At 70.0% G+C, this 21,879-nt stretch carries 22 protein-coding genes and 1 tRNA gene; 14 read left to right on the forward strand and 9 right to left on the reverse strand.

Going from position 1 to position 21,879, the window contains the following annotated elements; genetic code table 11:
- Positions 1 to 36: 36 nt before the first annotated feature.
- The 4 genes from ACR3IO_RS11600 to ACR3IO_RS11615 form a co-directional block, all read right to left on the reverse strand.
- Positions 37 to 118, reverse strand: a tRNA-Leu gene (locus ACR3IO_RS11600).
- 125 nt (positions 119 to 243) lie between these two features.
- Complete coding sequence (locus ACR3IO_RS11605; RefSeq protein ID WP_434071363.1) at positions 244 to 1,224, reverse strand: permease prefix domain 1-containing protein; 981 nt, start codon at positions 1,222 to 1,224, stop codon at positions 244 to 246.
- Between the two features lies 1 nt (position 1,225).
- Positions 1,226 to 1,618, reverse strand: coding sequence for a PadR family transcriptional regulator (locus ACR3IO_RS11610; protein WP_434071364.1), 393 nt, complete (start codon positions 1,616 to 1,618; stop codon positions 1,226 to 1,228).
- Positions 1,619 to 1,700: 82 nt separating this feature from the next.
- Positions 1,701 to 2,642, reverse strand: a complete 942-nt coding sequence (locus ACR3IO_RS11615) for a LacI family DNA-binding transcriptional regulator (RefSeq protein ID WP_434071365.1) — start codon at positions 2,640 to 2,642, stop codon at positions 1,701 to 1,703.
- A gap of 138 nt (positions 2,643 to 2,780) precedes the next feature.
- On the opposite strand from ACR3IO_RS11615, the gene ACR3IO_RS11620 reads away from it, so the two are divergent.
- Positions 2,781 to 3,800 (forward strand): zinc-dependent alcohol dehydrogenase, encoded by a 1,020-nt coding sequence (locus ACR3IO_RS11620; protein ID WP_434071366.1) that lies wholly within the window; start codon positions 2,781 to 2,783, stop codon positions 3,798 to 3,800.
- A 159-nt stretch (positions 3,801 to 3,959) separates the two neighbouring features.
- On the opposite strand, the gene ACR3IO_RS11625 is transcribed toward ACR3IO_RS11620, so the two are convergent.
- Positions 3,960 to 4,940, reverse strand: a complete 981-nt coding sequence (locus ACR3IO_RS11625; protein WP_434071367.1) for a glycosyltransferase family 61 protein — start codon at positions 4,938 to 4,940, stop codon at positions 3,960 to 3,962.
- Between the two features lie 338 nt (positions 4,941 to 5,278).
- Entirely contained in the window at positions 5,279 to 6,820 is a 1,542-nt protein-coding gene (locus ACR3IO_RS11630) for a pectate lyase (protein WP_434071368.1), read from the reverse strand.
- A gap of 381 nt (positions 6,821 to 7,201) precedes the next feature.
- Here ACR3IO_RS11630 and ACR3IO_RS11635 point away from each other — a divergent pair, with 381 nt between their 5' ends.
- The 8 genes from ACR3IO_RS11635 to ACR3IO_RS11670 all read left to right on the forward strand — a co-directional run bounded on the left by ACR3IO_RS11635 (position 7,202) and on the right by ACR3IO_RS11670 (position 12,187).
- On the forward strand, positions 7,202 to 8,434 hold the full coding sequence (locus ACR3IO_RS11635; RefSeq protein WP_434071369.1) for a CpaF family protein: 1,233 nt from the start codon (positions 7,202 to 7,204) through the stop codon (positions 8,432 to 8,434).
- On the forward strand, positions 8,431 to 9,297 hold the full coding sequence (locus tag ACR3IO_RS11640; RefSeq protein ID WP_434071370.1) for a type II secretion system F family protein: 867 nt from the start codon (positions 8,431 to 8,433) through the stop codon (positions 9,295 to 9,297). Before ACR3IO_RS11635 ends, ACR3IO_RS11640 begins: the two co-directional genes overlap by 4 nt.
- Positions 9,285 to 10,232: a type II secretion system F family protein gene (locus ACR3IO_RS11645; protein ID WP_434071371.1), complete on the forward strand. Its 948-nt coding sequence runs from the start codon at positions 9,285 to 9,287 to the stop codon at positions 10,230 to 10,232. The genes ACR3IO_RS11640 and ACR3IO_RS11645 overlap by 13 nt, the downstream gene beginning before the upstream one ends.
- A gap of 60 nt (positions 10,233 to 10,292) precedes the next feature.
- Positions 10,293 to 10,466 carry a hypothetical protein gene (locus ACR3IO_RS11650; RefSeq protein ID WP_434071372.1) on the forward strand — a complete coding sequence of 58 codons (174 nt, stop codon included), beginning with the start codon at positions 10,293 to 10,295 and terminating at the stop codon, positions 10,464 to 10,466.
- A gap of 20 nt (positions 10,467 to 10,486) precedes the next feature.
- A complete protein-coding gene (locus tag ACR3IO_RS11655) occupies positions 10,487 to 10,876 on the forward strand; it encodes a TadE/TadG family type IV pilus assembly protein (RefSeq protein WP_434071566.1) in 390 nt (129 codons plus the stop codon).
- Between the two features lie 94 nt (positions 10,877 to 10,970).
- On the forward strand, positions 10,971 to 11,372 hold the full coding sequence (locus ACR3IO_RS11660) for a TadE family protein (RefSeq protein ID WP_434071373.1): 402 nt from the start codon (positions 10,971 to 10,973) through the stop codon (positions 11,370 to 11,372).
- The gene (locus tag ACR3IO_RS11665; protein ID WP_434071374.1) at positions 11,369 to 11,815 is read left to right on the forward strand and encodes a pilus assembly protein TadG-related protein; all 447 of its coding nucleotides are present in this window, start codon (positions 11,369 to 11,371) and stop codon (positions 11,813 to 11,815) included. Before ACR3IO_RS11660 ends, ACR3IO_RS11665 begins: the two co-directional genes overlap by 4 nt.
- Positions 11,816 to 11,905: 90 nt before the next feature.
- Complete coding sequence (locus ACR3IO_RS11670; RefSeq protein WP_434071375.1) at positions 11,906 to 12,187, forward strand: hypothetical protein; 282 nt, start codon at positions 11,906 to 11,908, stop codon at positions 12,185 to 12,187.
- Between the two features lie 80 nt (positions 12,188 to 12,267).
- Here the strand turns inward: ACR3IO_RS11670 and ACR3IO_RS11675 are convergent, their stop codons facing one another.
- Positions 12,268 to 12,741 carry a hypothetical protein gene (locus ACR3IO_RS11675; protein WP_434071376.1) on the reverse strand — a complete coding sequence of 158 codons (474 nt, stop codon included), beginning with the start codon at positions 12,739 to 12,741 and terminating at the stop codon, positions 12,268 to 12,270.
- Positions 12,742 to 12,952: 211 nt separating this feature from the next.
- The gene (locus ACR3IO_RS11680; RefSeq protein ID WP_434071377.1) at positions 12,953 to 14,383 is read right to left on the reverse strand and encodes an MFS transporter; all 1,431 of its coding nucleotides are present in this window, start codon (positions 14,381 to 14,383) and stop codon (positions 12,953 to 12,955) included.
- A gap of 164 nt (positions 14,384 to 14,547) precedes the next feature.
- Between ACR3IO_RS11680 and prfB the strand changes: the two genes are divergently transcribed.
- Complete coding sequence (prfB, locus tag ACR3IO_RS11685) at positions 14,548 to 15,657, forward strand: peptide chain release factor 2 (RefSeq protein WP_434071378.1); 1,110 nt, start codon at positions 14,548 to 14,550, stop codon at positions 15,655 to 15,657.
- Here prfB and ACR3IO_RS11690 read toward each other — a convergent pair whose 3' ends face one another.
- The gene (locus tag ACR3IO_RS11690) at positions 15,658 to 16,335 is read right to left on the reverse strand and encodes a TetR/AcrR family transcriptional regulator (RefSeq protein ID WP_434071379.1); all 678 of its coding nucleotides are present in this window, start codon (positions 16,333 to 16,335) and stop codon (positions 15,658 to 15,660) included.
- 114 nt (positions 16,336 to 16,449) lie between these two features.
- Here ACR3IO_RS11690 and ACR3IO_RS11695 point away from each other — a divergent pair, with 114 nt between their 5' ends.
- The 4 genes from ACR3IO_RS11695 to ftsX all read left to right on the forward strand — a co-directional run bounded on the left by ACR3IO_RS11695 (position 16,450) and on the right by ftsX (position 21,800).
- Entirely contained in the window at positions 16,450 to 18,102 is a 1,653-nt protein-coding gene (locus ACR3IO_RS11695; protein ID WP_434071380.1) for an amidohydrolase, read from the forward strand.
- 23 nt (positions 18,103 to 18,125) lie between these two features.
- Entirely contained in the window at positions 18,126 to 19,604 is a 1,479-nt protein-coding gene (locus ACR3IO_RS11700; RefSeq protein WP_434071381.1) for a Na+/H+ antiporter NhaC family protein, read from the forward strand.
- A 94-nt stretch (positions 19,605 to 19,698) separates the two neighbouring features.
- On the forward strand, positions 19,699 to 20,892 hold the full coding sequence (ftsE, locus tag ACR3IO_RS11705) for a cell division ATP-binding protein FtsE (RefSeq protein WP_434071382.1): 1,194 nt from the start codon (positions 19,699 to 19,701) through the stop codon (positions 20,890 to 20,892).
- Positions 20,889 to 21,800: a permease-like cell division protein FtsX gene (gene ftsX, locus ACR3IO_RS11710; RefSeq protein WP_434071383.1), complete on the forward strand. Its 912-nt coding sequence runs from the start codon at positions 20,889 to 20,891 to the stop codon at positions 21,798 to 21,800. Before ftsE ends, ftsX begins: the two co-directional genes overlap by 4 nt.
- Positions 21,801 to 21,879: the final 79 nt, after the last annotated feature.

Genomic DNA, 21,879 nt, shown 5'->3' on the forward strand with positions numbered 1-21,879 from the left:
CGATCGGACAGACGTCAGTCAGTCAGTCAGTGTCAGTGCGGAAGGAGGGACTTGAACCCTCACGCCCGAAGGCACAGGAACCTAAATCCTGCGTGTCTGCCGATTCCACCACTCCCGCGAGTGCCCGTACAGTCTAGGCGCGCGGTGCGCACGGGCTGCGCGCACGATGGCCTTCGGACGACGCGATGCGGCATCCGCCCGCCTCGAGGGTGAACGGATGTCGCGTCGCGCGATGAGCAGGGCTCAGTCGGCCTTCTCGGCCTTCTCGGCCGTGCCGGCCTTCTCGCCGAAGAGCATGCGCGCGAGCACGAGCATCATGGCCACGAAGCCGCCGATGAACGCGAGCGGCGCCCAGATCCAGCCGGCGGTGAAGCCGATGATGGGGATCGCCACGAACGCGAGGATCCAGATCACGGCCGAGTAGATGCCGAAGCGGGCGCCGGCGGCGGGGTCGTCCTCGAAGCGGGTGCCGATGGATGCCGCGTCGCGATGCTGCTGCACGACCCACGGCTTGTGCCGGTTGGTCTGGGTCGCGCCGAGGTAGCTCAGCTCGCCGATGGCCGCGACGACGGCGGCGCCGGCGAGCACGAGCCACCCGAGGTCGAGGTGCAGGATCACGATGGGCGTGAACGCGAGGCCGGCCAGCAGCAGGCCGGTCGCGGCGCCGTACCCGAGCGCGCGCCCCGCAGGCATGCGATGGTTGGTCGTCGTCTCCTGGCTGAGGGCGTCGCCCGTGACCGTGCCGAGTGCCAGGCCGAAGACGGCGGCGAGGGCGATGAGGGCACCGACGGCGAGCGGCAGCAACGGGGTGAGGCCGAGCACGAGCAGCACGAGCGCGGCCGCGGCGATGATCGCGAGCACGACGGTGCGCACGACGAAGGCGGGCTTCGGGCGCACGCGGTTGCGGAGGGCCGCCGCGCCGGCGGACTCGACGCGGGCGGCGCGTGCCGAGCGGGCGGTCGACGGCGAAGAGGCGCCGGTGCCTGCGGCATCCGTCGTGCCGTCGGCCTCGATGAGCTCGTGCACGTCGCCGAGTTCGGCGACGGCCCGGCGCGCGGCATCCGCCTGGGGGAGTCCGGATGCCTCGAGCTCGGCCATGCGGGCGAGCAGGTTGCCGCGGATCTCCTCCTTGAGGTCTTGGATCTCGGGGGTGACCTCGATGCCGGCGAAGGCCTCGTCGAGCAGTCGGTGCAGGTCGCCGCCTGAGGAGCGGTGGTCGTTCATGTCAGGAGCCCTTCTTGGCCGTGGGCGCGGTGGGCGTGCCCAGCAGGGAGTCGATGATGGTGCGGGTGGCGACCCAGGCGGCGACGTTCTGCGTGAACGCGGCCCGACCGGCGTCGGTGATGCGGTAGTACTTGCGACGGCCGCCCTGCGACTCGTCACCCCAGTACGCCTCGGCGAGTCCGTCGCGGAGGAGGCGCCGGTAGCTCGCGTAGAGGGTCGCCTCCTTGATCTCGTACGCGCCGCCGGTGGCGTCGCGGATGAGCTTGTAGATCTCGAAGCCGTAGCTGTCGTGCCTGCGGAGCACGCCGAGCACGATGGTGTCGGTGTGACCGCGCAGCAGGTCGGCTGCGAAGGCGTCGTCCGGCGCGGAGCCGGATGCTGTGTCCTTGGTCATGACAGGTACTTTATCAGATCAACTACTGAATCAGAAGGCCTATATTGCGGCAGTCGGTACCGGAGGGCGAGGTCTCGCTCGATCAGGCCGACTGGCGGCGGATGACGGTGGCCGGCGTCGGTGCGGCTGCGCTGTCGTCGGCGGGAAGGTCGAGCACCTCGCGGGCGAGGCGTCGACCGAAGCCGGCCGTGTCGATGCGCACGGTCGTGAGCGCGGGGGAGACGAGCTCGCCGGCGCCCGCGTCGTCGAAGCCGATCACGGCGAGGCGCTGGGGCACCGCGATGTCGAGGGTCCGCGCGGCGGCGAGCACGCGGAGCGCGGTGTCGTCGTCGAGCCCGGCAACGGCGGTGACCTCGGGGTGCCCGTCGAGGAAGTCGGACAGCGCGCGCCGGTCCTCGTCGAGGTCGCGGCCCATCACGAGGGGGAGCGGCGCCTCGAGGTCGACCGCGGCGAGGATGCGAGCGGCGTAGTCGAGCCGCAGCGCCGCGAGTCGGTCGAGCTCCGACCTGTCGGTGGGGAGGGCCATGGCGATGCGCGTGTGCCCGAGGTCGACGAGGTACCGGAACTGCACGGCCGTGTGTGCGGCCAGGCCCTCGGTCCACCCGCCGTCGGCGGTCTCGGCGTCGGGGGAGTTGTAGATGCGGTCGAGGTCGAGCACCGCGCGCGGGGCGACCATCGCCGTCATCCGCTCGATGTCGGCGGAGCCCGGCCGGTAGCGCACGAGCAGCATGTGGTCGAGGCGCTCGAGCTCGCCATCGAGGGCGTCGATGAAGGCCGCGAGGCCGGTGCCGCCGTGCGGGAGCCTGGCCACGTTCAGGATGACGATGCGCGAGGTGCCCTCGCGGAGGGCGCGTGCGGCGCCGTTCGGCACGTAGCCGAGCTCGGCGGCGGCGCGGCGCACGCGCTCGCGGGTCTCGGGCGAGATCGTCTCGGTCGGCTTGTCGTTCAGCACGAAGCTCACGGTCGCGGGGGAGACGCCGGCGGCGACCGAGACGTCCTTCATGGTCACTCGGGTGGACTTCACGGGGCCTCCTTCCGGCGCATTCGCTGTGAGTCGCGTCGGCGACCTGGCGTCGCCGTGTTCCCAGCGTAGACTGCACTTATTCGATTTAGTGACCGTGCCGCGAATCCGATGCGCACGGCGAGAGAGGAATTGCGAACGATGAAGTCGGTCATGGTCACCGGTCCCGGCACCACCGCGATCGTGGAGGTCGAGCAGCCCGTCGCGGGCCCCCGCGACGTGCTCGTGCGCATCCGCGCGTGCGGCATCTGCGGCAGCGACCACATGTACACGGTGTACGGCGGCATCCCGCCGCGGCAGGGCGCGACGCCGCTCGGCCACGAGCCCGCCGGCGAGATCGTGTTCGTCGGCGACGAGGTGCAGGGCGCGCAGGTCGGCGACCACGTCGTCATCAACCCCATGGCCGCGAGCGACGGCATCATCGGCTCGGGCGGCGCGCAGGGTGCGTTCTCGCCGTTCGTGGTGCTGTTCGACGCCGTCGCCGGCACGCACTTCCGCGTCATCCCGAACGAGATCCCGTTCGAGGTCGCCGCGCTCAACGAGCCCATGGCCGTCGCCCGCCACGCCGTCAACCGCTCCGGTGCGAAGCCCGGCGAGCAGGCCGTCGTCTTCGGCGCCGGCCCCATCGGCCTCGGCGCGCTGCTCAGCCTCAAGGCGAAGGGCGTCGAGCACGTCGTCGTCATCGACATCCTGCCCACGCGCCTCGAGAAGGCACTCGCCGTCGGCGCCGACGCGGTCATCAACTCTGCGACCGAAGATGTCAAGGCGCGCCTCATCGAGCTGCACGGCCAGGCGCCCGCGGTCATCGGCGCGCGCGACGCACGCCCCGCGACCGACGTCTACCTCGACGCCGCCGGCGCCCCCGTCGTGCCCACGACCGTCTTCGGCCTCGTCAAGCAGGGCGCCCGCCTCGTGATTCCCGCGGTGCACAAGAAGCCCGTCGAGGTCGACTTCGGCAGCCTGCTCACCACCGAGATCTCGATCATCATGTCGATGGGCTACCCGACCGAGATCTTCGAGGTCACCGACGACATCATCGCCAACTGGGAGAAGTACCAGCTCATCATCAGCGACCGCTTCACCGTCGACGACGTGCAGCAGGCGCTCGAACTCGCGGCCACGCCCGGCGCGGCCGACAAGGTCATGGTCACGCTCGACTGAGCTGGCCAGGTCGCCCGCCGGCTCAGGTGCCCGGCGACCGCAGAGACGCACGGGGCGTCGCAGACACTACGGATGTCGCGGCGCCCCAACCCATGTTCCGACGCCGCGCCGCGGCATCCGCGAAGCCAACGACCTGGACTAGGTCATCTATATCGAAGATCAGCGACCTGCTGCCCAGTGCAACCCGGCGGCAACGGCGGCGAGATCGACCTCGAAATCGGCCGTTGAAGCTCCCGACACCTTCTGATTGTCAGGTGACTGGCCGATCGCGTAGCCGTAGACGAGGTCTCCGGCCGCGCTGAGCGACGCGTAGTAGGCGAAGAGGTGCGCATCAGAGAACATCTCGAATACGCGCGCGCCGGGGCGCATATACCCGATGCCCGTCAATCCGGACCCTGAGACCCCGGCAACGGCGATCGCGTTGCGGAAGTCGAGAGCCTGATCGCCGGACTGCATCGGGTCGTAGATCTCATACCCGATTTCGGCAGCCATGCTCTCGACTTCCGCAACCTGTGATGGGTTGCGGCTGTAACCGCGACGGGTGACGAACAGTTTGCGCGTTTCGACGGGCTCGGGCATGGCACCGCGGAGCGTGTCTGGAACTACGGCGTCGTATTGGCGCCGTAGGCCCGGGAACGTGGGCGCGTACAGCCGGTCCACCTTGTAGGCGTGGCTCCATTCCATCTCGACGACTCGGGTGTCGATGCCCATGCGATGGAGAAGCAGTCGGGCTTGTGGTGCCTCGCGCGTGTGGGGCACGAGGATCCTATCTGCGCGACGCAGGAATCGGTCAGGGATGAGCCCGAGGCGGGATAGCCCGTCCGGGACCATGTGTCCGTAGTGGTTCCCCCACGTAGTCCCGAGGGTGATGGCGGTGCCGCCGAGCTCGTGTGTCTCACGGATTCGGTCCGGGCCCTTTTCGGCGACGCCGTGCCAGCTGATCGACGGAACCACTGACCGATCACGGTCTAGTACCCATCCCGGGCCGACGACGGTGGCGTTTCTGATGGTGTGCACACCGAGCTCGGGCACGCGGGGAGCGAGCTGGCCGGAGAAGTCGAGCGGACGTTCACCGAATTGCCTGGCTGGGGGAAGTCGGTAGTCGTACGACCGCTTGGTCCTCGTGAATCTGTCGCGCATGGTGGGCCGATCCTACGTCCAGCTGGGGAGCGACCGCGTCCAACGTTCAGCAGGCGCTCGAGCTCGCGGCCACGCCCGGCGCGGCCGACAAGGTCATGGTCACGCTCGACTGAGCTGGCCAGGTCGCCCGCCGGCTCAGGTGCCCGGCGACCGCAGAGACGCATGGGGCGTCGCAGACACATCGGATGTCGCGGCGCCCCGTCGCATGTTCGGGCGCCGCGCCGCGGCATCCGCGATGCCATCGATGACGAGCGGATGCCGCGTGCGGTGAGATGGGTCGCACCCCTCCGCCCCGGCGGACGTGCGGACCGGAGGGGTGCGAGTCGGTGGGATCGGGATCAGCCGGCGTAGGTCTCGAACTCGGCGATCCGCGGGGTGGCCTTGGAGGCCGTGATCTCGAAGTTGATCTTCGAGAGGGTGGTCGTCGCGAACGTGATCGTGCCGGCGACCGTGCCCGTGGCGAGCACCGCACCGGTGTCGTTGTTCACGACACGCCACGCGGTGATGTTGCCGACGGCTCCGGATGCCTCGCGGATGACCACCGACGAGACGGTCTTGGCGGAGCCCCACTTGACCGAGATCCGGCCGGTCGCGCTCGCGGGCGACCAGTAGGTGCTCGTCGAGCCGTCGATGACATTGCCGAACCCGGTGCCGCTCGCCTTGCTCGAGCCATCAGCCCCGGCGCCGAGGCTGAGGTTGCTGCCGGTGGGCGGGGTCGTTGGCGGCGTGGTGGGCGGCGTGGTCGGAGGCGTCGTGGGGTCCGGGTTCTGCGGCGTGCACGAGCCATCCGACACCTTGAGACCCTTGTTCGCGCCCGCGGTCGCGGCGACGACGCCGGGCACGCACGACGCGGTGTCGAGGCTGAACGAGTAGGGGATCGAGACGGTCGTGGTCGAGACCGGGTTCGGTCCGGCGGGGTTGTTGTCCCCGCTGCGCGCCGACCAGGTGACGTTGTCGAAGATGTTGCCGCTGACCTGCCACGTGCCCGCGGCGTCCGTGTAGAAGGTGCCGAGCACGTCCTTCGAGTCCTCGAAGTAGTTGTTGTCGACCTTCGCCTTCGCCCCGGCGCGCGAGTTGATGCCCGACTCGTTGAGGCTCACGTAGTGGTTGTTGTAGATGTGGGCGATGCCGCCGCGCAGCAAGGGTGCTCGGGAGTCGATGTTCTCGTACAGGTTGTGGTGGAAGGTCACGAACCCGTTCGACACGTCGCTCTCGCTGGAGCCGATGAGCCCGCCTCGGCCGGAGTTCTTGAGGATGCTGTACGACAGGGTCACGTACTTCGTGTCCGCCTTCATGTCGAACAGGCCGTCGTAGCCCTCGCTCTCGCCGCCGGATGCCTCGAGGGTCGAGTGGTCGACCCAGACGTTGCGAACGCTCGACTCCATGCTGATCGCGTCGCCGCCGTTCGAGGTCGGCGACCCCGACTTCTTGACGTTCTTGACGTGCACGTTCTGGATGATGACGTTGCTCGCCTCGCGGATGTGGATGCCGACCTGGTCGAACGTCGCGCCGGCGCCGACGCCGACGATCGTGACGTTGCCGACCTGCTTCAGCTCGATCACGCCGTCGGCGGTGTTGCAGCTCGCGCCCGAGACCTTCGCCGTGTTCGCGTGCGTGATGGTGCCCTCGACTTGGATCGTGATCGGGGTCGTGGCGGATGCCCGGCCGCACAGCGCGGCGTGGATCTGGGTGCCGGTCGTGGCCCGCACCGTGGCACCCCCGGCACCGCCGGTGGTGCCGCCGTTCTGGGTGGCGAATCCGGTGGCGCTGCCGGTGGCGGCATTCGCGGCGGGGAGCGCGACGCCCATCACCCCCAGCGCCGCGACGACGGCCCCCGCTGATGCGGTCGCGATGATTCTGCGGACGGTGTTGCGTCTCATGCTTTCGATCCTTCTCATCGTTGAGTGGAGCACTCGTACCTCGAGTCCGGGCGAGCGATGGCGCGCCCTTCATGGTCGAATTCGACCAAAGGCCCTCTCGGCGTCCGCTCCGAGAAAGCGCTTTCTCGGGTATCCTAGGGTGAACGGATGCCTCGACTCAAGGGCCTGTTTCGATTCGCCTCGTCGTGCTCCGGGACTGACCCGCTCCGAGCTTCGGCATCCCGCGAAGCAAGGGCGGGCCCCTCCCACGCCACTGGGCCCGACCAGGTTCGCCCGGTGGCGAGGTGCCACCGCGGCCTGTCGAACGCGAGCGGATGCCCCGCGCCGACCTCTGTGGATAACTTCACGGCGCTCGCGCGGGCTGACCCCAAGATGGGGGACATGACCGACGCCGTGCGCACCATCACCGATCGGGTGCGCACCCGCGTGCTGCGCGAGGGCGTCGACCTCGCGCGCGACCCGAACGCGGCGGCGCGCTTCACGCGCGAAGAGGTGCGCCGCTACAGCGAGCGCGCCCTCGCCGGCACTCAGGTGCACCCGATCGACGAGCTCGCGACCGTGCGCGACGTCGAGGCCGCGATCACGGGATACGGCCCGCTGCAGCCGTACTTCGACGATCCCGAGATCGAGGAGATCTGGATCAACGGTCCGACGCGCGTGTTCGTCGCACGCGACGGCGTGGCCGAACTCACCACCGTCGTGCTGAGCGACCGAGAGGTGCGCGAACTCGTCGAGCGGATGCTGCAGCACAGCGGTCGTCGCGTCGACCTGAGTTCGCCGTTCGTCGATGCATCGCTGCCCGACGGCTCCCGCCTCCACGTCGCGATCCCCGACGTCGCCCGCGCCCACTGGGCCGTGAACATCCGCAAGTTCCAGCGGCGCATCCGCAGCCTCGATGCCCTGGTCGTACTCGGGTCGCTCACGCCGGCGGCCGCCTCCTTCCTTCGAGCCGCCGTGGTCGCCGGCGCCAACCTGCTCGTCTCGGGAGCAACTCACACGGGCAAGACCACGATGCTGAACGCGCTGATGTCAGCCGCACGCATCGACGAGCGCGTGATCACGATCGAGGAGACCTTCGAACTCGATCTCGACGTGCGCGACCTCGTATCGCTGCAGTGCCGGCAGCCCAGCCTCGAGGGCACGGGCGAGATCTCGCTCCGGCGCCTGATCAAGGAGTCGCTGCGCATGCGACCCGACCGGCTCATCGTCGGCGAGGTTCGCGAGGCCGAGAGTCTCGATCTGCTCATCGCGTTGAACTCCGGCCTGCCGGGCATGTGCACGATCCATGCGAACTCCGCCCGCGATGCGCTCGCGAAGCTGTGCACGCTGCCGCTGCTCGCCGGCCGCAACATCGACGCGGCGTTCGTCGTGCCGACCGTGGCCGCCTGCATCGACCTCGTCGTGCACCTCGGCATCGACTCGCTCGGTCGGCGCAGCGTCGTCGAGATCCTCGCCCCGACCGGCGGGACCTCGGCGGGCGCAGTCGACGGCGAGCTCCTCTTCGCGACCGTCGACGGGGTCCTCCGTCCGACCGGCACCCGTCCGCGCCGGCTCGAGAAGTTCTCCGCCGCCGGGCATCCGATCGATGCCCTGTTCAGCGAGGACCTCGCGTGAGCCTCGTGGTCGGGGTGATGCTCGGCGTCGGGATCCTCCTCGTATTCGCACCGCTCCTCTGGCCGGCGAGGGCCGATGCGAAGCCGGCCGTGCAATCGATGGCGATGCGGCGCATTCGGGACGACCTCGCGCTGGCGGGCATCGGCGACGTGCCGATCGCGGTCGTCGTGATCGTGTGCGTCGTGATCGCGGTGATGCTCGGCGCTGTCGCGCAGGCCGTCATGCAGGTGCCGACCATCACGATCGTCGCAACGCTGCTCGGCGCGGCAACCGTCCCACTCGCCGTCCGTTCGCGAGCCGATCGCCGCCGTGCGCGGAACCGCTCGGTCTGGCCCGACGTGGTCGACCACCTCGTCGCCTCCGTGCGGTCGGGCATGCCGTTGCCCGAGAGCGTCGGCGCGCTCGCGGTGCTCGGCCCGGCAGTGACTCGGCCGGCATTCGCGAGATTCGACGCGGACTACCACCGCACGGGTAATTTCGGAGCCTGCCTCGACGCGCTCAAGGCGACGCTCGCCGACCCGGTGGCCGATCGCATCCTCGAGACGCTGCGCATGGCGCGCGAGGTCGGCGGCAGCGAGTTGACCGCGGTCCTCAGGAGCCTCTCGGGGTATCTGCGCGAAGACGCCGCGCTCCGGTCCGAGGTCGTCGCCCGGCAGTCCTGGATCCGCAATGCCGCTCGCCTCGGCGTGGCGGCGCCGTGGCTGCTGCTCGTGGTGCTCTCCTCGCGCGCCGAGACGCTCACAGCGTACAACTCGCCTGCCGGTGCGGCGCTCATCGTGGTCGGCGTCATCGTCACCGTGGTCGCCTACCAGGCGATGACCGCACTCGGCCGGCTACCCGAGGAGCGCCGATGGTTCCGCTGAACGCGACGCTCGCGATCTCGCTGCTCATGGGCGTCCTGCTCGGGCTCGGGGCGTGGCTCGTGGTGAGCGCCATCCCGCGGATCGGGCGGCCGAGCCTCGCCGAGCGGGTCGCACCCTACGTCGCCGACTTCTCGGAGCCGGCGCGCGAGCTGCTCGCCCGCCGACCCGCCGACCCCGCCCCGGTGTTCGGCGTCGTTCTCGGCCCAGTGTCGCGTCGGGTCCGCGCATCGATCACGCGGTGGTCGGGCGGAGGCGAGCTGGTCGCGAAGCGCTTGCGTCAGGCCGGCTCCTCCATCGGCGTCGAGCGGTTCCGGGCCGAGCAGCTCGCGTGGGGTGCGACGGCGTTCGCCATCGCGGCAGGCCTCGCCATCTGGGCACCGGGATTCGCGACGATGCCCGCGGCGGTGCGGGTCGCGGTGCCCCTGCTCGCTGCTGCGGGCGGGGTCGTCGCGCGCGAGTGGATGCTGCAGCGCAGCGCAGGTCAGCGCCTGGCTCGCATCTCCGACGAGCTGCCGACCGTTCTCGAGTTCCTGACACTCAGCCTGACGGCCGGCGAGAGCATGCTCGAGGCCATCCGTCGGGTGGCACGCATCGGCTCCGGTGAGCTCTCCCAGGAGTTCGCCGGCGTCATCTCGGCCGTCGGCACCGGCGTACCGCTCTCGGTCGCGATCAGGAGCCTTCGTGACGACCTCGACCATGCGGCGCTCTCGCGAGCCCTCGATCAGGTCCTCGGCGCGCTCGACCGTGGCGCCCCACTCGCGTCGGTGCTCGCGTCACAGGCCGGCGACGCCCGCGACCAGGCCAAGCGCACCATCATCGAGCTCGCCGGACGCAAGGAGATCGCGATGCTCGTCCCACTCGTCTTCCTCATCCTGCCGATCACGATCGCATTCGCCCTGCTGCCCGGGTACCTCGTCCTCCAGACGGGGTTCTGATGCCCGCGGTTCGGATGCACCCAGCCCCGCGCTCCTCGAGCGCCCACGAAAGGAACACCCATGCGCACGCTCCGAACGATGCTCCACCGCCTCGGCGACGAACGAGGGGACGTCCCCGGCTGGGTCCTCATCACCTTGATGACGGCAGGTCTCGTCATCGTGATCTGGGGGCTCGCCGGACCGGCGCTCGAGGGCGTCTTCCAGCAGGCGATCGATCGAGTCACGGGGTTCTGAGTCGAGGCCCCTCTCCCCGAATCGGCGTCTCGCTCGGCGACGAACGAGGATCCGCCGTCGCGGAGTTCACGCTCGTGGGAGTGCTCCTCGTCGCACTCGCGCTCGCGGTCGTGCAGTTGGCGCTCTCGCTGCACGTGCGCAACACGCTGCTGGACGCCGCAGCTGAGGGAGCGAGATTCGCCTCGCTCGCCGGCTCGTCGCCGGCCGAGGGAGTCGAGCGCACGCGCGACCTCATCGACGCGGCCATCGCGTCCTCGTACGCCGACGACGTCTCGGCGTCGCGGGTCACGCTCGCCGGAGTCGACACCGTCGAGATCACCGTTCGGGCCACGCTCCCCGTGATCGGACTCATCGGAGTCCCGAACGGATTGGAGGTCGAAGGGCATGCGCCGATCGAGGCCATCGACTGACTCGACACCGTCACCGTCAGCGTCGGCGGCGCGCGAATCAGCGTCGCGGGCCAAGCCGGTCGGGCGACTGACGGCGGAGACGGGATCCGCGTCGTTGGAGTTCCTCACGGTCGGGCTCCTGCTGCTCGTCCCGATCGTCTACCTCGTCCTGAGCGTCGCCGCGATCCAGGCCGGGGCGTTCGGCGTCGAGGGCGCGGCCCGTCACGTGGCCCGCATCGTCGCCGACGGCGCACGATCGTCGACGGATGCGGGCTCGATCGACCGGGTCGTGCGGGTCATCCTCGACGACTACGGCATCGACGCCGATTCCGCCGCCGTCACGGTCGCGTGCGAGACGCCGGCGTGCGATCAGGCCGGTGAGCGCGTCGAGGTCTCGGTGCGCGCCCGGATCGCGCTTCCCCTCACGCCGGCGGTGCTCGGACCGGAGTCCGCGACGAGTCTTCCGGTCGAAGCGACGGCGACAGCGACCGTGTCGCGATTCGCGGGCGCCGGATGACCCGCGATCCGTCGGCCGAGCCCCGAGACGAGCGGGGCTCGACCCTGCTCATCACGATCCTCCTCTCGGCGCTCGCGATCCTCATCGTGCTCGTCGTGGTGTCCGCGTCATCGCTCTACCTCGAGCGCAAGCGCCTCTTCACGCTGGCCGACAGTGCCGCACTCGCGGGCGCGGAGGCATGGAGCCTCGACTCGGTCGCACTCGACGGCGACGCGCTCGATCTCGACCTGCAGTCGGAGGCGGTGCGCGCGGCGGTGGCCGAGTATCTCGGCGATGCCGGTTCGTCGGCTGAGACCGTCGCACTCGTCGAGGCGACCTCGCGCGACGGCCGGAGTGCGACCGTGACCCTCCGAAGCGTGTGGCACGCGCCGATCTCGACCGACCTGGTGCCGGTGACCGTGCCGGTCGAGGTCACGTCGACCGCGCGCTCGGTCTTCCACTGAGCCCGCTGAAGATGGCGCGAAGATGCGATTGACTGGTGGCATGACGTCTCAGCCCACACTCCGTCATCGACCTCCGACGAGCGGTCTGCGATGAGCGCAGGACCACAACGGGGGGCCGTCGGATTCAGCCGCCGAACCTCGCGAGTCGCGATCACCGGCGCGGTGCTCGCCGTCGCGTCGATGCTGCTTCCTGCGGTCGGTGCGCTGGTGGTCTCGGCCGGCGCGATCGTGTGCGGGGTCATCGGCCGGCGCCAGTTGCGAAAGGATCCATCGACCGGCCCGCGCTGGGTCTCGCTCATCGCGATCGCCCTCGGCGTGTTCGTGTTCCTCGGTCAGGCCGCGATCCTCTGGTCGGCGACATTGGCCGGTTGAGGTCGCGCTGGGACGCGCTCGTTCGCGAGCGGCACGTGGTGCCGCTCCACAACGGTCCGGCGCGGCCGTAGCGTGGGTGTCTACTTGCGCTCCAACTGCACGGTCTTCGTGACGCCGAGCGCCGTGACGTCGTAGCTGATCGCGTCGTCGTCATATGAGAACGTCTTGGTCGGGTCGCCCGAGGCGAGTATCGACGTGCCGGTCTTCTCCACGTCGTTCAAGGAGTCCCAGCTGTACGCACCAGCCTCAGTGGGCGCCTCGAACGTCCCCGCCCAATACAGGGCGGTCGTGCTCTCCGCCTCATTGACCCAGTAGACCTCGATCGTGTCGGCGGTGATCGTTGCCGACTGGTAGGTGTCCTCGGCGCCCGAGTCCGTCTGTACCCATTCGCCGATCAGGTCGGCAGGGGCCTCGACGGGTGCCTCGGCCTCCTCAGATGCGGCCGCCGGCTCCGACGATTCGGAGTTCGAGTTCGATCCGCATCCGGAGAGACCGGTGCCGAGCAGCATGAGCGCTGCGAATGCGAGTGTTCCGCGCGCGAATGATCCGTTCATGATTTCCCCCCAGAAGACCGAACGAGTCCGACCCTAGCAGCGCGCACCGTCTGGGCGGACAGCAGCGTGCGACGAGAGTCTGCGACCGGCTCACACGGCATCGATCCGCAACGTGCAGTGCTCGGCATTCCCGCGAGACCGGGGATGCAACGCGGTCGCCCATCGGAACCGGGAGGTGTCGCTCGTCGAAAGCCTCATGGGGCGCTCGTCGTCAGTCAGGCTGCGATGCTCGGTGCGGTGACGAGGACGGGTCGAGTTCCTTCGGGCGCGCGCCCGCGTGCGGCACGTACTTCGGCACGTAGCGCCAGAGGATCGCGGCCCCGACGAAGCCGAGCACGCCCATCGCCGCGCTCGCCGCCATGATCGAGAACGCCGAGGTGATCGCCGCGATCGCGAGGGGAGCCCCGGCTTGGCCGGCATCCGCGATCGTGCGGAAGGCGCCGAGGAACGGCGCCGGATTCGCCTTCGGGGCGAGGTCGGCGCCGAGCGTGAGGATCACGCCGCTCGACAGTCCGTTCGCGATGCCGAAGAGCACGGCGATGGCCGCGAACCAGGCCTCGGCACCCGGTGCGTCGTGCGTGAAGGCCAGCACGAGGTGGCCGATGCCGAGTCCGAGCAGGCCCGGGATGGCGCTCCAGAGTCGCCCGAACCGGTCCATGACCTGGCCGCTCACGTAGAAGAGCGCGAAGTCGATCGTCGCCGAGACGCCGATCACGACTGCGGCAGCCTCGGGCGCCATGCCGATCGAGACGGCCCAGAGCGGCAGGATCACCATGCGGCTCGCACGAAGTGCCGCGAGCAGTCCGACGCCGGTGCCGATGCGGGCGAGCACCGCGCGGTGCGTCCTGATCGCACGGAAGACGCCGTGCGACGCGGCATCCGCTTCACGACGACCCGGCGAATCGGAGCCCACGGTCGGGCCAGAGGACGTAGCCGGCATCGAGGCGGATGTCTCGTCGACTGCAGCATCGTCGGCCTCGGCCTCGGCCTCGGCCTCGGCCTCGGCCGAACGGCGGGCCGCGGCATCCGACGCTGCCGCCCGGGTCTGCTGCACCGTGCCGAACACGCGCTCGGGATCGGGCAGCACGAGCAGCACGACCACGACGGCGAGGCACGCGATGACGAGCACCCAGAAGACCGTCTCGCTCGAGCCAGTGGCGGCGAGCAGTGCGGCGGCGATGAACGGGCCGATCGCCCAGCCGCCGCGGAACACGCCCGCGAGCGTCGAGAGGGCGCGGGCCCGCACCCGCTCGGGCACGTAGCTCGTGAGGAACGCGTGGCGGGCGAGCCCGAACACCGCGGTCGCGAGCCCCACGAGGAGGATGCCGATGCCGAGCGCGGGCAACGTCGGCGAGACGAGCGCGATGAGCACGCCGACCACGGCGAGGGCGGATGCGCCGATCATCGAGGCGCGTTCGCCGATGCGGGCCACGAGCCACCCGGCGGGAAGGTCGCCGATGAGCTCGCCGACCATGATCATCGCGGCAATCAGCCCGGCCAGTGCGATCGAGGCGCCGCGCTCGGTGGCGACGACGGGGATGACCGGGATGATCGCGCCCTCGCCGATGGAGAAGAGCAGGGTCGGCAGGTAGGCCGGGAGGACGATCGAGCGCCAGGTGAACGAGGGCGTGGTGAAGGTCATCGCCTTCGACGCTACACCTGCGCCTGCCGACGGGCGGCGGCGAGCGGCGACGGGCAGCGGCGACGGGCGGCGACCGGCAACCACGACGGGCACCGCCGACGGGCGGATCGGCACCGAAGACCACGGCGACGGCGGGATGCCCGCCCGGGTAGGCTGGGGGAGCCATGTTGGATCTTGACCTCACGCAGGAGATCGCCGCGCTGCGCTCCACCTTCCGCGACATCAGCGCCGTCGTCGACGTCGAAGCCCTCGAGGCCGACATCACTCGTCTCTCCGAGGAGGCGGGCAAGCCCGACCTCTGGGACGACACCGCCAACGCGCAGAAGGTGACGAGCGCGCTCAGCCACCGCCAGTCCGAGCTCGCCCGGGTGCGCAGCATCGACTCGCGCCTCGACGACCTCGAGGTGCTCATCGAGCTCGCCAACGAGATGGGCGACGAAGACAGCGCCGCCGAGGCGCGCACCGAGCTCATCGCGCTGCAGAAGACGATCGGCGACCTCGAGGTGCAGATCCTGCTCGACGGCGAGTGGGACGACCGCCCCGCGGTCATCACGATCCGTGCCGGCGCCGGCGGCGTCGACGCCGCCGACTTCGCCGAGATGCTCATGCGCATGTACCTGCGCTGGGCCGAGCAGCACAACTACAAGGCCACGGTCATGGACACGAGCTACGCCGAAGAGGCGGGCATCAAGTCGGCCACCTTCGAGATCGACGCGCCCTACGCGTTCGGCACGCTCAGCGTCGAGGCGGGCACGCACCGCCTGGTGCGCATGAGCCCGTTCGGCGCGGCCGGCAAGCGCCAGACGAGCTTCGCGGCCGTCGAGGTCATCCCGCTCATGGAGGAGGCGCAGGCGGTCGAGATCCCCGAGAACGACATCCGCGTCGACGTCTTCCGCTCGTCGGGCCCCGGCGGCCAGTCGGTCAACACGACCGACTCCGCGGTGCGCCTGACCCACCTCCCGACCGGCCTCGTCGTGTCGATGCAGAACGAGAAGTCGCAGATCCAGAACCGCGCCGCCGCCATGCGCGTGCTCCAGGCTCGCCTGCTGCTGCTCCAGAAGGAGCAGGAAGCGGCGCAGAAGAAGGAACTCGCGGGAAACATCACCGCGAGCTGGGGCGACCAGATGCGCTCCTACGTGCTCGCGCCGTACCAGATGGTCAAGGACCTGCGCACCGACTACGAGGAGGGCAACCCCTCGAAGGTCTTCGACGGCGAGCTCGACGGCTTCATCGCCGCCGGCATCAAGTGGCGCAAGCGCAAGATCGAAGACTGATCAGTCGCGGTCGGATGCCGCTGGGCTGAGCCCTGCGAGCAGTCCGCGCACGCCCAGTTCGAAGCTGCGGTCGGTGGGGCGGATGCCGCGGGCTGCCGCATCCTCGCCGCGTCGGGCCTCGGCGGCGGCGAAGTTCGGCGCGGTCGCCGCGGCCGAACCGGGCGACATGATGTCGGCCGGGGCGAGCGCGTCGAGCGCGGACCCGATGAAGAACGACTCGAAGGCCACGATCGTGTCGACCACGTCGTGCTCGGCCCATCCCTCGGCGAGCAGCCGCGTGGTGATGATCTCGTAGTTGTCGACCGAGCGCTGCTGGCCGTCGACCGGGGTGGTGGCCAGCAGCGTGATGCCCGACGGGAACGCGGCGAACACATCGCGGTAGCTGCGGCTCCAGCGCACGACGGCCTCGGCGAGCGGCAGGTCGATGTCGGCGAACCCGGTGGTGTCGATGCGGTCGGCGAGTCGCCCGCGCATCGCCCGGATCACCTCGTCCTTGCCGCCGAAGTAGTGGTAGAGCGCGGGCGGCTGAACCGAGAGCGAGCGGGCCAGGGCCGCCATGGAGAAGCCGTCGGGGCCGGCCGTGCGGGCGAGGTCGAAGGCTGCGTCGACGATCTGGTCGCCGCTCAGCACGCGCGTGCGCGGGCGTCCGGCGGTGCGCTTCGTCGGGGTCTCGGCCACGGGTCTCCTCGTCGATTTGCGGCGGGCGGAGGCGAGGCGTAGCCTGTGCCCGATTTATTTACGATCATTCAATTATGCGGCGACCCGATGCGGTGGCGCCGGAAGGGCACTCGCATGCACCAGGTCTTCGCCGACACCATTCTCGTCGGTGCCCGCGTGATCACGATGAATCCGCGCCAGCCGCACGCCGAGGCCGTCGCCATCCGCGACGGCCGCATCATCGCGGTCGGCGATGCGGCGACCATGCGCGAATTGCGCGGGCCCGACACCGACCAGGCCGACCTGCACGGCGCCGTCGTCACGCCCGGGCTCATCGACGCGCACATGCACCCCATCCAGGGCATCGAACTCGCGGTCGGCATCGACTTCGGGGGAGTGCGCGACCCCGAGGTCCTCCTCGCCATGCTGCGCGCCGAGGCCGACCGGGTCGCCGACGGTGCGGCCGGCGGCTGGGTGCGCGGCTGGAACGTCGACTACGACGTGTTCTCGACGATGCCCATGACGGCCGCCGCGATCGACGCCGCGACGGCACCGGCGCCCGCCTTCCTCATGTGCTTCGACGGGCACACCGCGCTTGCGAACACCGAGGCCCTGCGCCGCTCCGGCATCACGGGTGCGCGCACCTTCGGCGACACGTCCGAGATCATCGTCGACGACCGAGGCGTGCCCACCGGATGCCTCCGCGAGGACTCCGCGTTCGACATCGTGCTGCGCACGGCGCCCGAGTACACGCGCGAGGAGACGCTCGACCGGGTGCGCGGCATCCTCGGCGGGCTCGCCGCGTCGGGCATCACCGGCGGATGCATCATGGACGGCAACCCCGGAACCCTCGACCTGCTCGACGAGCTCGACGGCGCGGCATCCGCCCACGGCAGCGCGAGCGGGCTCCCCGTGCGCATCGTCTCCGCGATGGCGCACAACCCCGGCTACGACGAGGAGCGCACGCAGCACCACCTCGCGCAGCGCGATCGCCGCGGCGCGCGCTGGCGGGGCGGCCTCGTCAAGCTGTTCAACGACGGCGTCATCGACACCGGCACGGGCTGGCTCTACGAACCCGACACCCACGGCGACGGCAACGTCTCGTTCTGGGCCGACCCCGACGAGTTCGAACGCGTCGTCGCCCGCTACGCCGACGCCGGGTTCCAGATCGCCACCCACGCGATCGGCGACCGCGCGATCGGCACCACGATCGACGCCTACCTCAAGGCCGGCGTGCACTCCCGCCGCGGCGCGCCCCACCGCATCGAGCACCTCGAGCTGCTCGCCGACCGCGACCTCGTGCGGCTCGCCCAGTTCGGCATCACGGCCTCGGTGCAGCCGCTGCACATGCAGTGGCGCAAGGCCGACGGCAGCGACTTCTGGGCTGAGCGTCTCGGGCCCGAGCGGGCCGCCCTCGGCTGGCGCGTGCGCGACATGATCGACGCCGGCGCGCCCGTCGCGCTCGGCTCCGACTGGCCCGTGGCGCAGACCGACGCGCGCATCGGCCTGGCCTGGGCACGACTCCGCCGAGAACCCGGCAACCCCGACGCCCCGGTGTTCGAGCCCCACCAGGTGCTCACGCCGTACGAGGCCCTCCAGGGCTACACCGTCTGGGCCGCGCAGGCCCAGGGCGACCACGACCTCGGCGTCATCGCGCCGGGGTACCGCGCCGACCTCGTCGTCTGGGAAGACAGCCCGCTCGACGTCGGCGCGGACGACCTGCTGCACCTCCCCGTGCTGACGACGATCGTCGACGGGCAACCCGTGACCGCGGCATCCGCCGCCTGACCCCTTCGAATCAAGAGGCAACCATGCAAGACGTCGGCGCGCTCGCGCTCCTTCCCGTCGTCACCATCCTCGTCGTGGCCGTGTTCACGCGGCGCACGCTCTTCGCCATGCTCTGCGGCACGCTCGTCGGCGCCGTGCTCCTTGGCGGCTGGGAGTTCTTCGACTCCTGGATCGGGTACTTCGGCACCGCCATGGCCGACGAGACCCTGCAGTGGCTCATGCTCGTCGTCGTGCTCTTCGGCATCCTGATCACGCTCTTCGAGCGCTCGGGCGCGGTGAGCGAGTTCGCTGCCTGGGCCGAGCGCTTCGTGAACTCGCGGCGCAAGTCGACGATCCTGAGCTTCCTGCTCAGCATCGTGCTCTTCGTCGACGACTACCTCAACGTGCTCACCGTCGGCACCTCGATGAAGGCCGTGACCGACCGCTACAAGGTGCCCCGCACGGAGCTCGGCACGATCATGAAGCTGACGGCGGCGCCGATCGCGGTCATCGTGCCGTTCTCGACGTGGGCGCTCTTCTTCGCCGGCCTCCTCGAGGCGCAGGGCGTCACGGCGAACGGCTCCGGCTTCGGCGCCTACCTCCAGGCCATCCCGTTCATCTTCTTCGGCTGGATCGCGATCGCCATCGCCGCGCTCGTCGCGTTCGGCTGGTTCCCGCGGCTCGGCGCCCTGAAGAAGGACATCGCGCGAGCGGATGCCACGGGCGACGTGTTCCCCGTCGGCACGACCGCCGAGGAGCGCGAGGCCGAGGGCGGCCTGCCCCTGCACGCCGAGGTCGGCGAGTTCGCGGCATCCGGCGACGGGGGAGCGCGAGCCGTGGCATCCGCTCCCGAGACGGCGCCCGCGGCGACGGCCGTGGCGACGCGTGAGCCCGAGTACGCCAAGCCGCGCCCGTGGAACTTCCTCGTGCCCATCGCCGTCATGATCGCCGTGACGATCTTCACCGAGGTCGACGTGCTGAAGGGCACGGTGGCCGCGCTCATCGTCGCGATCGTGATGTACACCGTGCAGCGGCGCCTGAAGGTCAAGGCCGTGTTCGAGGCTGCCTTCGACGGCGTCGGCAGCATGCTGTTCGTCATCGTGCTCACCGCACTGGCCTTCATGGTGCAGCACATGAACATCGACCTGCACCTGGCCGACTGGGTGATCGACGCGACCCAGCCCGTCATGAACGGCGCGCTGCTGCCCGCGATGGTCTTCCTCGTCTGCGGCGTCTACGCCTACGCCACCGGCTCGTTCTGGGACCTCGCGGCGGTCATCACGCCGATCGTGATCCCGCTCGCCTTCGCCATGGACGTGAACCCGATCATCGCCGGAGCGGCCGTGTTCTCGGGCGCGGCGCTCGGGTCGACGACCTGCCTCTATGGCGACGGGATCATCCTCGCCTCGCGCTCGACCGGCATCAAGCCGCTCAACCTGATGACGGCGATCCTGCCCTATGCGGGCATCGCCGCCGCCCTGTCGCTCGTGCTCTACCTGGTCGTCGGGTTCCTCGGACTCTGATCTCGCGAGCCGCGCGTCCCGATCCGCGGGCGGCGACGCCGATTCCCGGTGTCGCTGCCCGCATTTGCGTTCGGCCTGCTTAGGCTCGAACGCGATGATCCGCTTCGACTCCGTCACCAAGACCTACCCCGGGCAGGCGAAGCCCGCGCTGAACGACATCGGCGTGGAAATCCTCCGCGGCGAGTTCGTGTTCCTCGTCGGGGCCTCGGGCTCCGGGAAGTCCAGCTTCCTCCGACTGATCCTCAAGGAGGAGAAGCCCTCGAAGGGCACGATCCACGTGCTCGGGCAGAACCTCGGCCAGATCTCCAGTCGCAAGGTGCCCTACTTCCGCCGCGACCTCGGCGTCGTGTTCCAGGACTTCCGCCTCCTGAACGACAAGACGGTCTACGAGAACGTGGCGTTCACGCTGCGCGTGATCGGCAAGTCCCGCGGATACATCCACTCCGCCGTGCCCGAGACGCTCAAGCTCGTCGGGCTCGACGGCAAGGCCAAGCGCATGCCGCACGAGCTGTCGGGCGGTGAGCAGCAGCGCGTCGCGATCGCGCGCGCCATCGTGAACAAGCCGCAGATCCTGCTCGCCGACGAGCCCACCGGAAACCTCGACCCCGTCACGAGCGCCGGCATCATGACGCTGCTCGAGCGCATCAACGCCGGCGGCACGACCGTCGTCATGGCGACCCACGAGGCCGGCATCGTCGACGAGATGCGCAAGCGCGTCATCGAGCTCTCCGCGGGCGACGTCGTGCGCGACGAGCGCGCCGCGGGATACGGGACGGTCACCGGTTCCCTGCCGGCTGACGAGGACGTCGAGGCCGCGGCCGAAGCCAGTGCCGAACAGTCCGACGTCGTGCAGTCCGACGGTGGCGACGTGGCCGCCGCCGCGACCGCGACGGCCGCCGCATCCGCGAAGGCGAAGCGCGAGTCCAAGGCGAAGCAGAAGCCGAAGCGCGGCGAGACGATCACGGCGGCCGCGCCGAAGGTCACGCCCGAGATGATGGCGCACAGCCAGCCGCTCTACGTCGAGCCCGAGGCATCCGACGAGGTGACGGATGCCGCCGCCGAGATCACCGCCGCCGCGACGGCGTCGATCGAGATCCCGCGGGGTTCGGGCGCCGAGGGCGCCGACGACGCGGAGACCGCCGCCGACGAGGCGGCGAAGGCCGATGCGCCGACGGATGCCGCGACCGACGTGAAAGCGCACCTCACCCTCGCCGAACGACTGGGGCTGCGTGCGCCGGGCGGACCCCGCGAAGGCGACGACGACCAGGAAGTGGGCCCGACGAAATGAGGTTCGGACTCGTGCTCGCCGAGGCGGGCAACGGCCTTCGCCGCAACGTCACGATGGTCGTCTCCGTCGTGCTCGTGACGTTCATCTCGCTGACCTTCGTCGGCACCGCCGCACTGCTGCAACTGCAGATCGGCCAGATGAAGAACTACTGGTACGACCGCGCCCAGGTGGCGGTCTACCTCTGCACCTCCGTCTCGACGGCGGCCGGCTGCGTCGACGGCGAGGCGACGCCCGAGCAGAAGGACGCGATCGAGGCGCAGCTGACCTCCGACACGCTCTCGCCGTTCATCGACGAGTACTACTTCGAGGACCACGACCAGGCGTACGCGAACTTCCAGAAGCAGTTCGCCGGCACTCCCGCGGCCGACTACGTGACGCCCGAGGTGCTGAACGAGACGTTCTGGGTGAACCTCGTCGACCCGTCGCAGTCCGACGTGCTCGTGGAGTCCCTCGCGGGACTGCCCGGCGTGGAGGGGGTCGTCGACCAGCGCCGCTACCTCGACCAGATCTTCGACGTGCTGAACGCCGCGAGCTACACGGCCATCGCGGTGGCCGCCATCATGCTCGTGGCCGCCGCGCTGCTGATCGCCACGACCATTCGGCTGTCGGCGTTCTCGCGGAGGCGTGAACTCGGCATCATGCGCCTGGTCGGGGCATCCAACCGGTTCATCCAGACGCCGTTCGTGCTCGAGGGGGTGTTCGCGGGCCTCATCGGGTCCCTGCTCGCCGGCGGCGCGGTCGTCGGGATCGTGCACTTCTTCGTGCAGGGCTACCTGTCCGAACGGCTCTCGTTCACCTTCGTCGACATCGGCGACGCGCTCCTGGTGGTGCCGCTGCTCATCGTGGTGGGCGTGCTGCTCGCGGCGGTCTCCGCGGGCATCGCGATCACGAGATACCTCCGCGTCTGACGTCGGCGCCGCGGGTCGCCCCGCGTGCACTAGAGTGAAAGGCTGCTCCGGATGCCCCGGGGCGTCCGAAGATCGGCAC

Source organism: Agromyces sp. Marseille-Q5079 (genome assembly GCF_051016555.1).
Lineage (GTDB): Bacteria > Actinomycetota > Actinomycetes > Actinomycetales > Microbacteriaceae > Agromyces.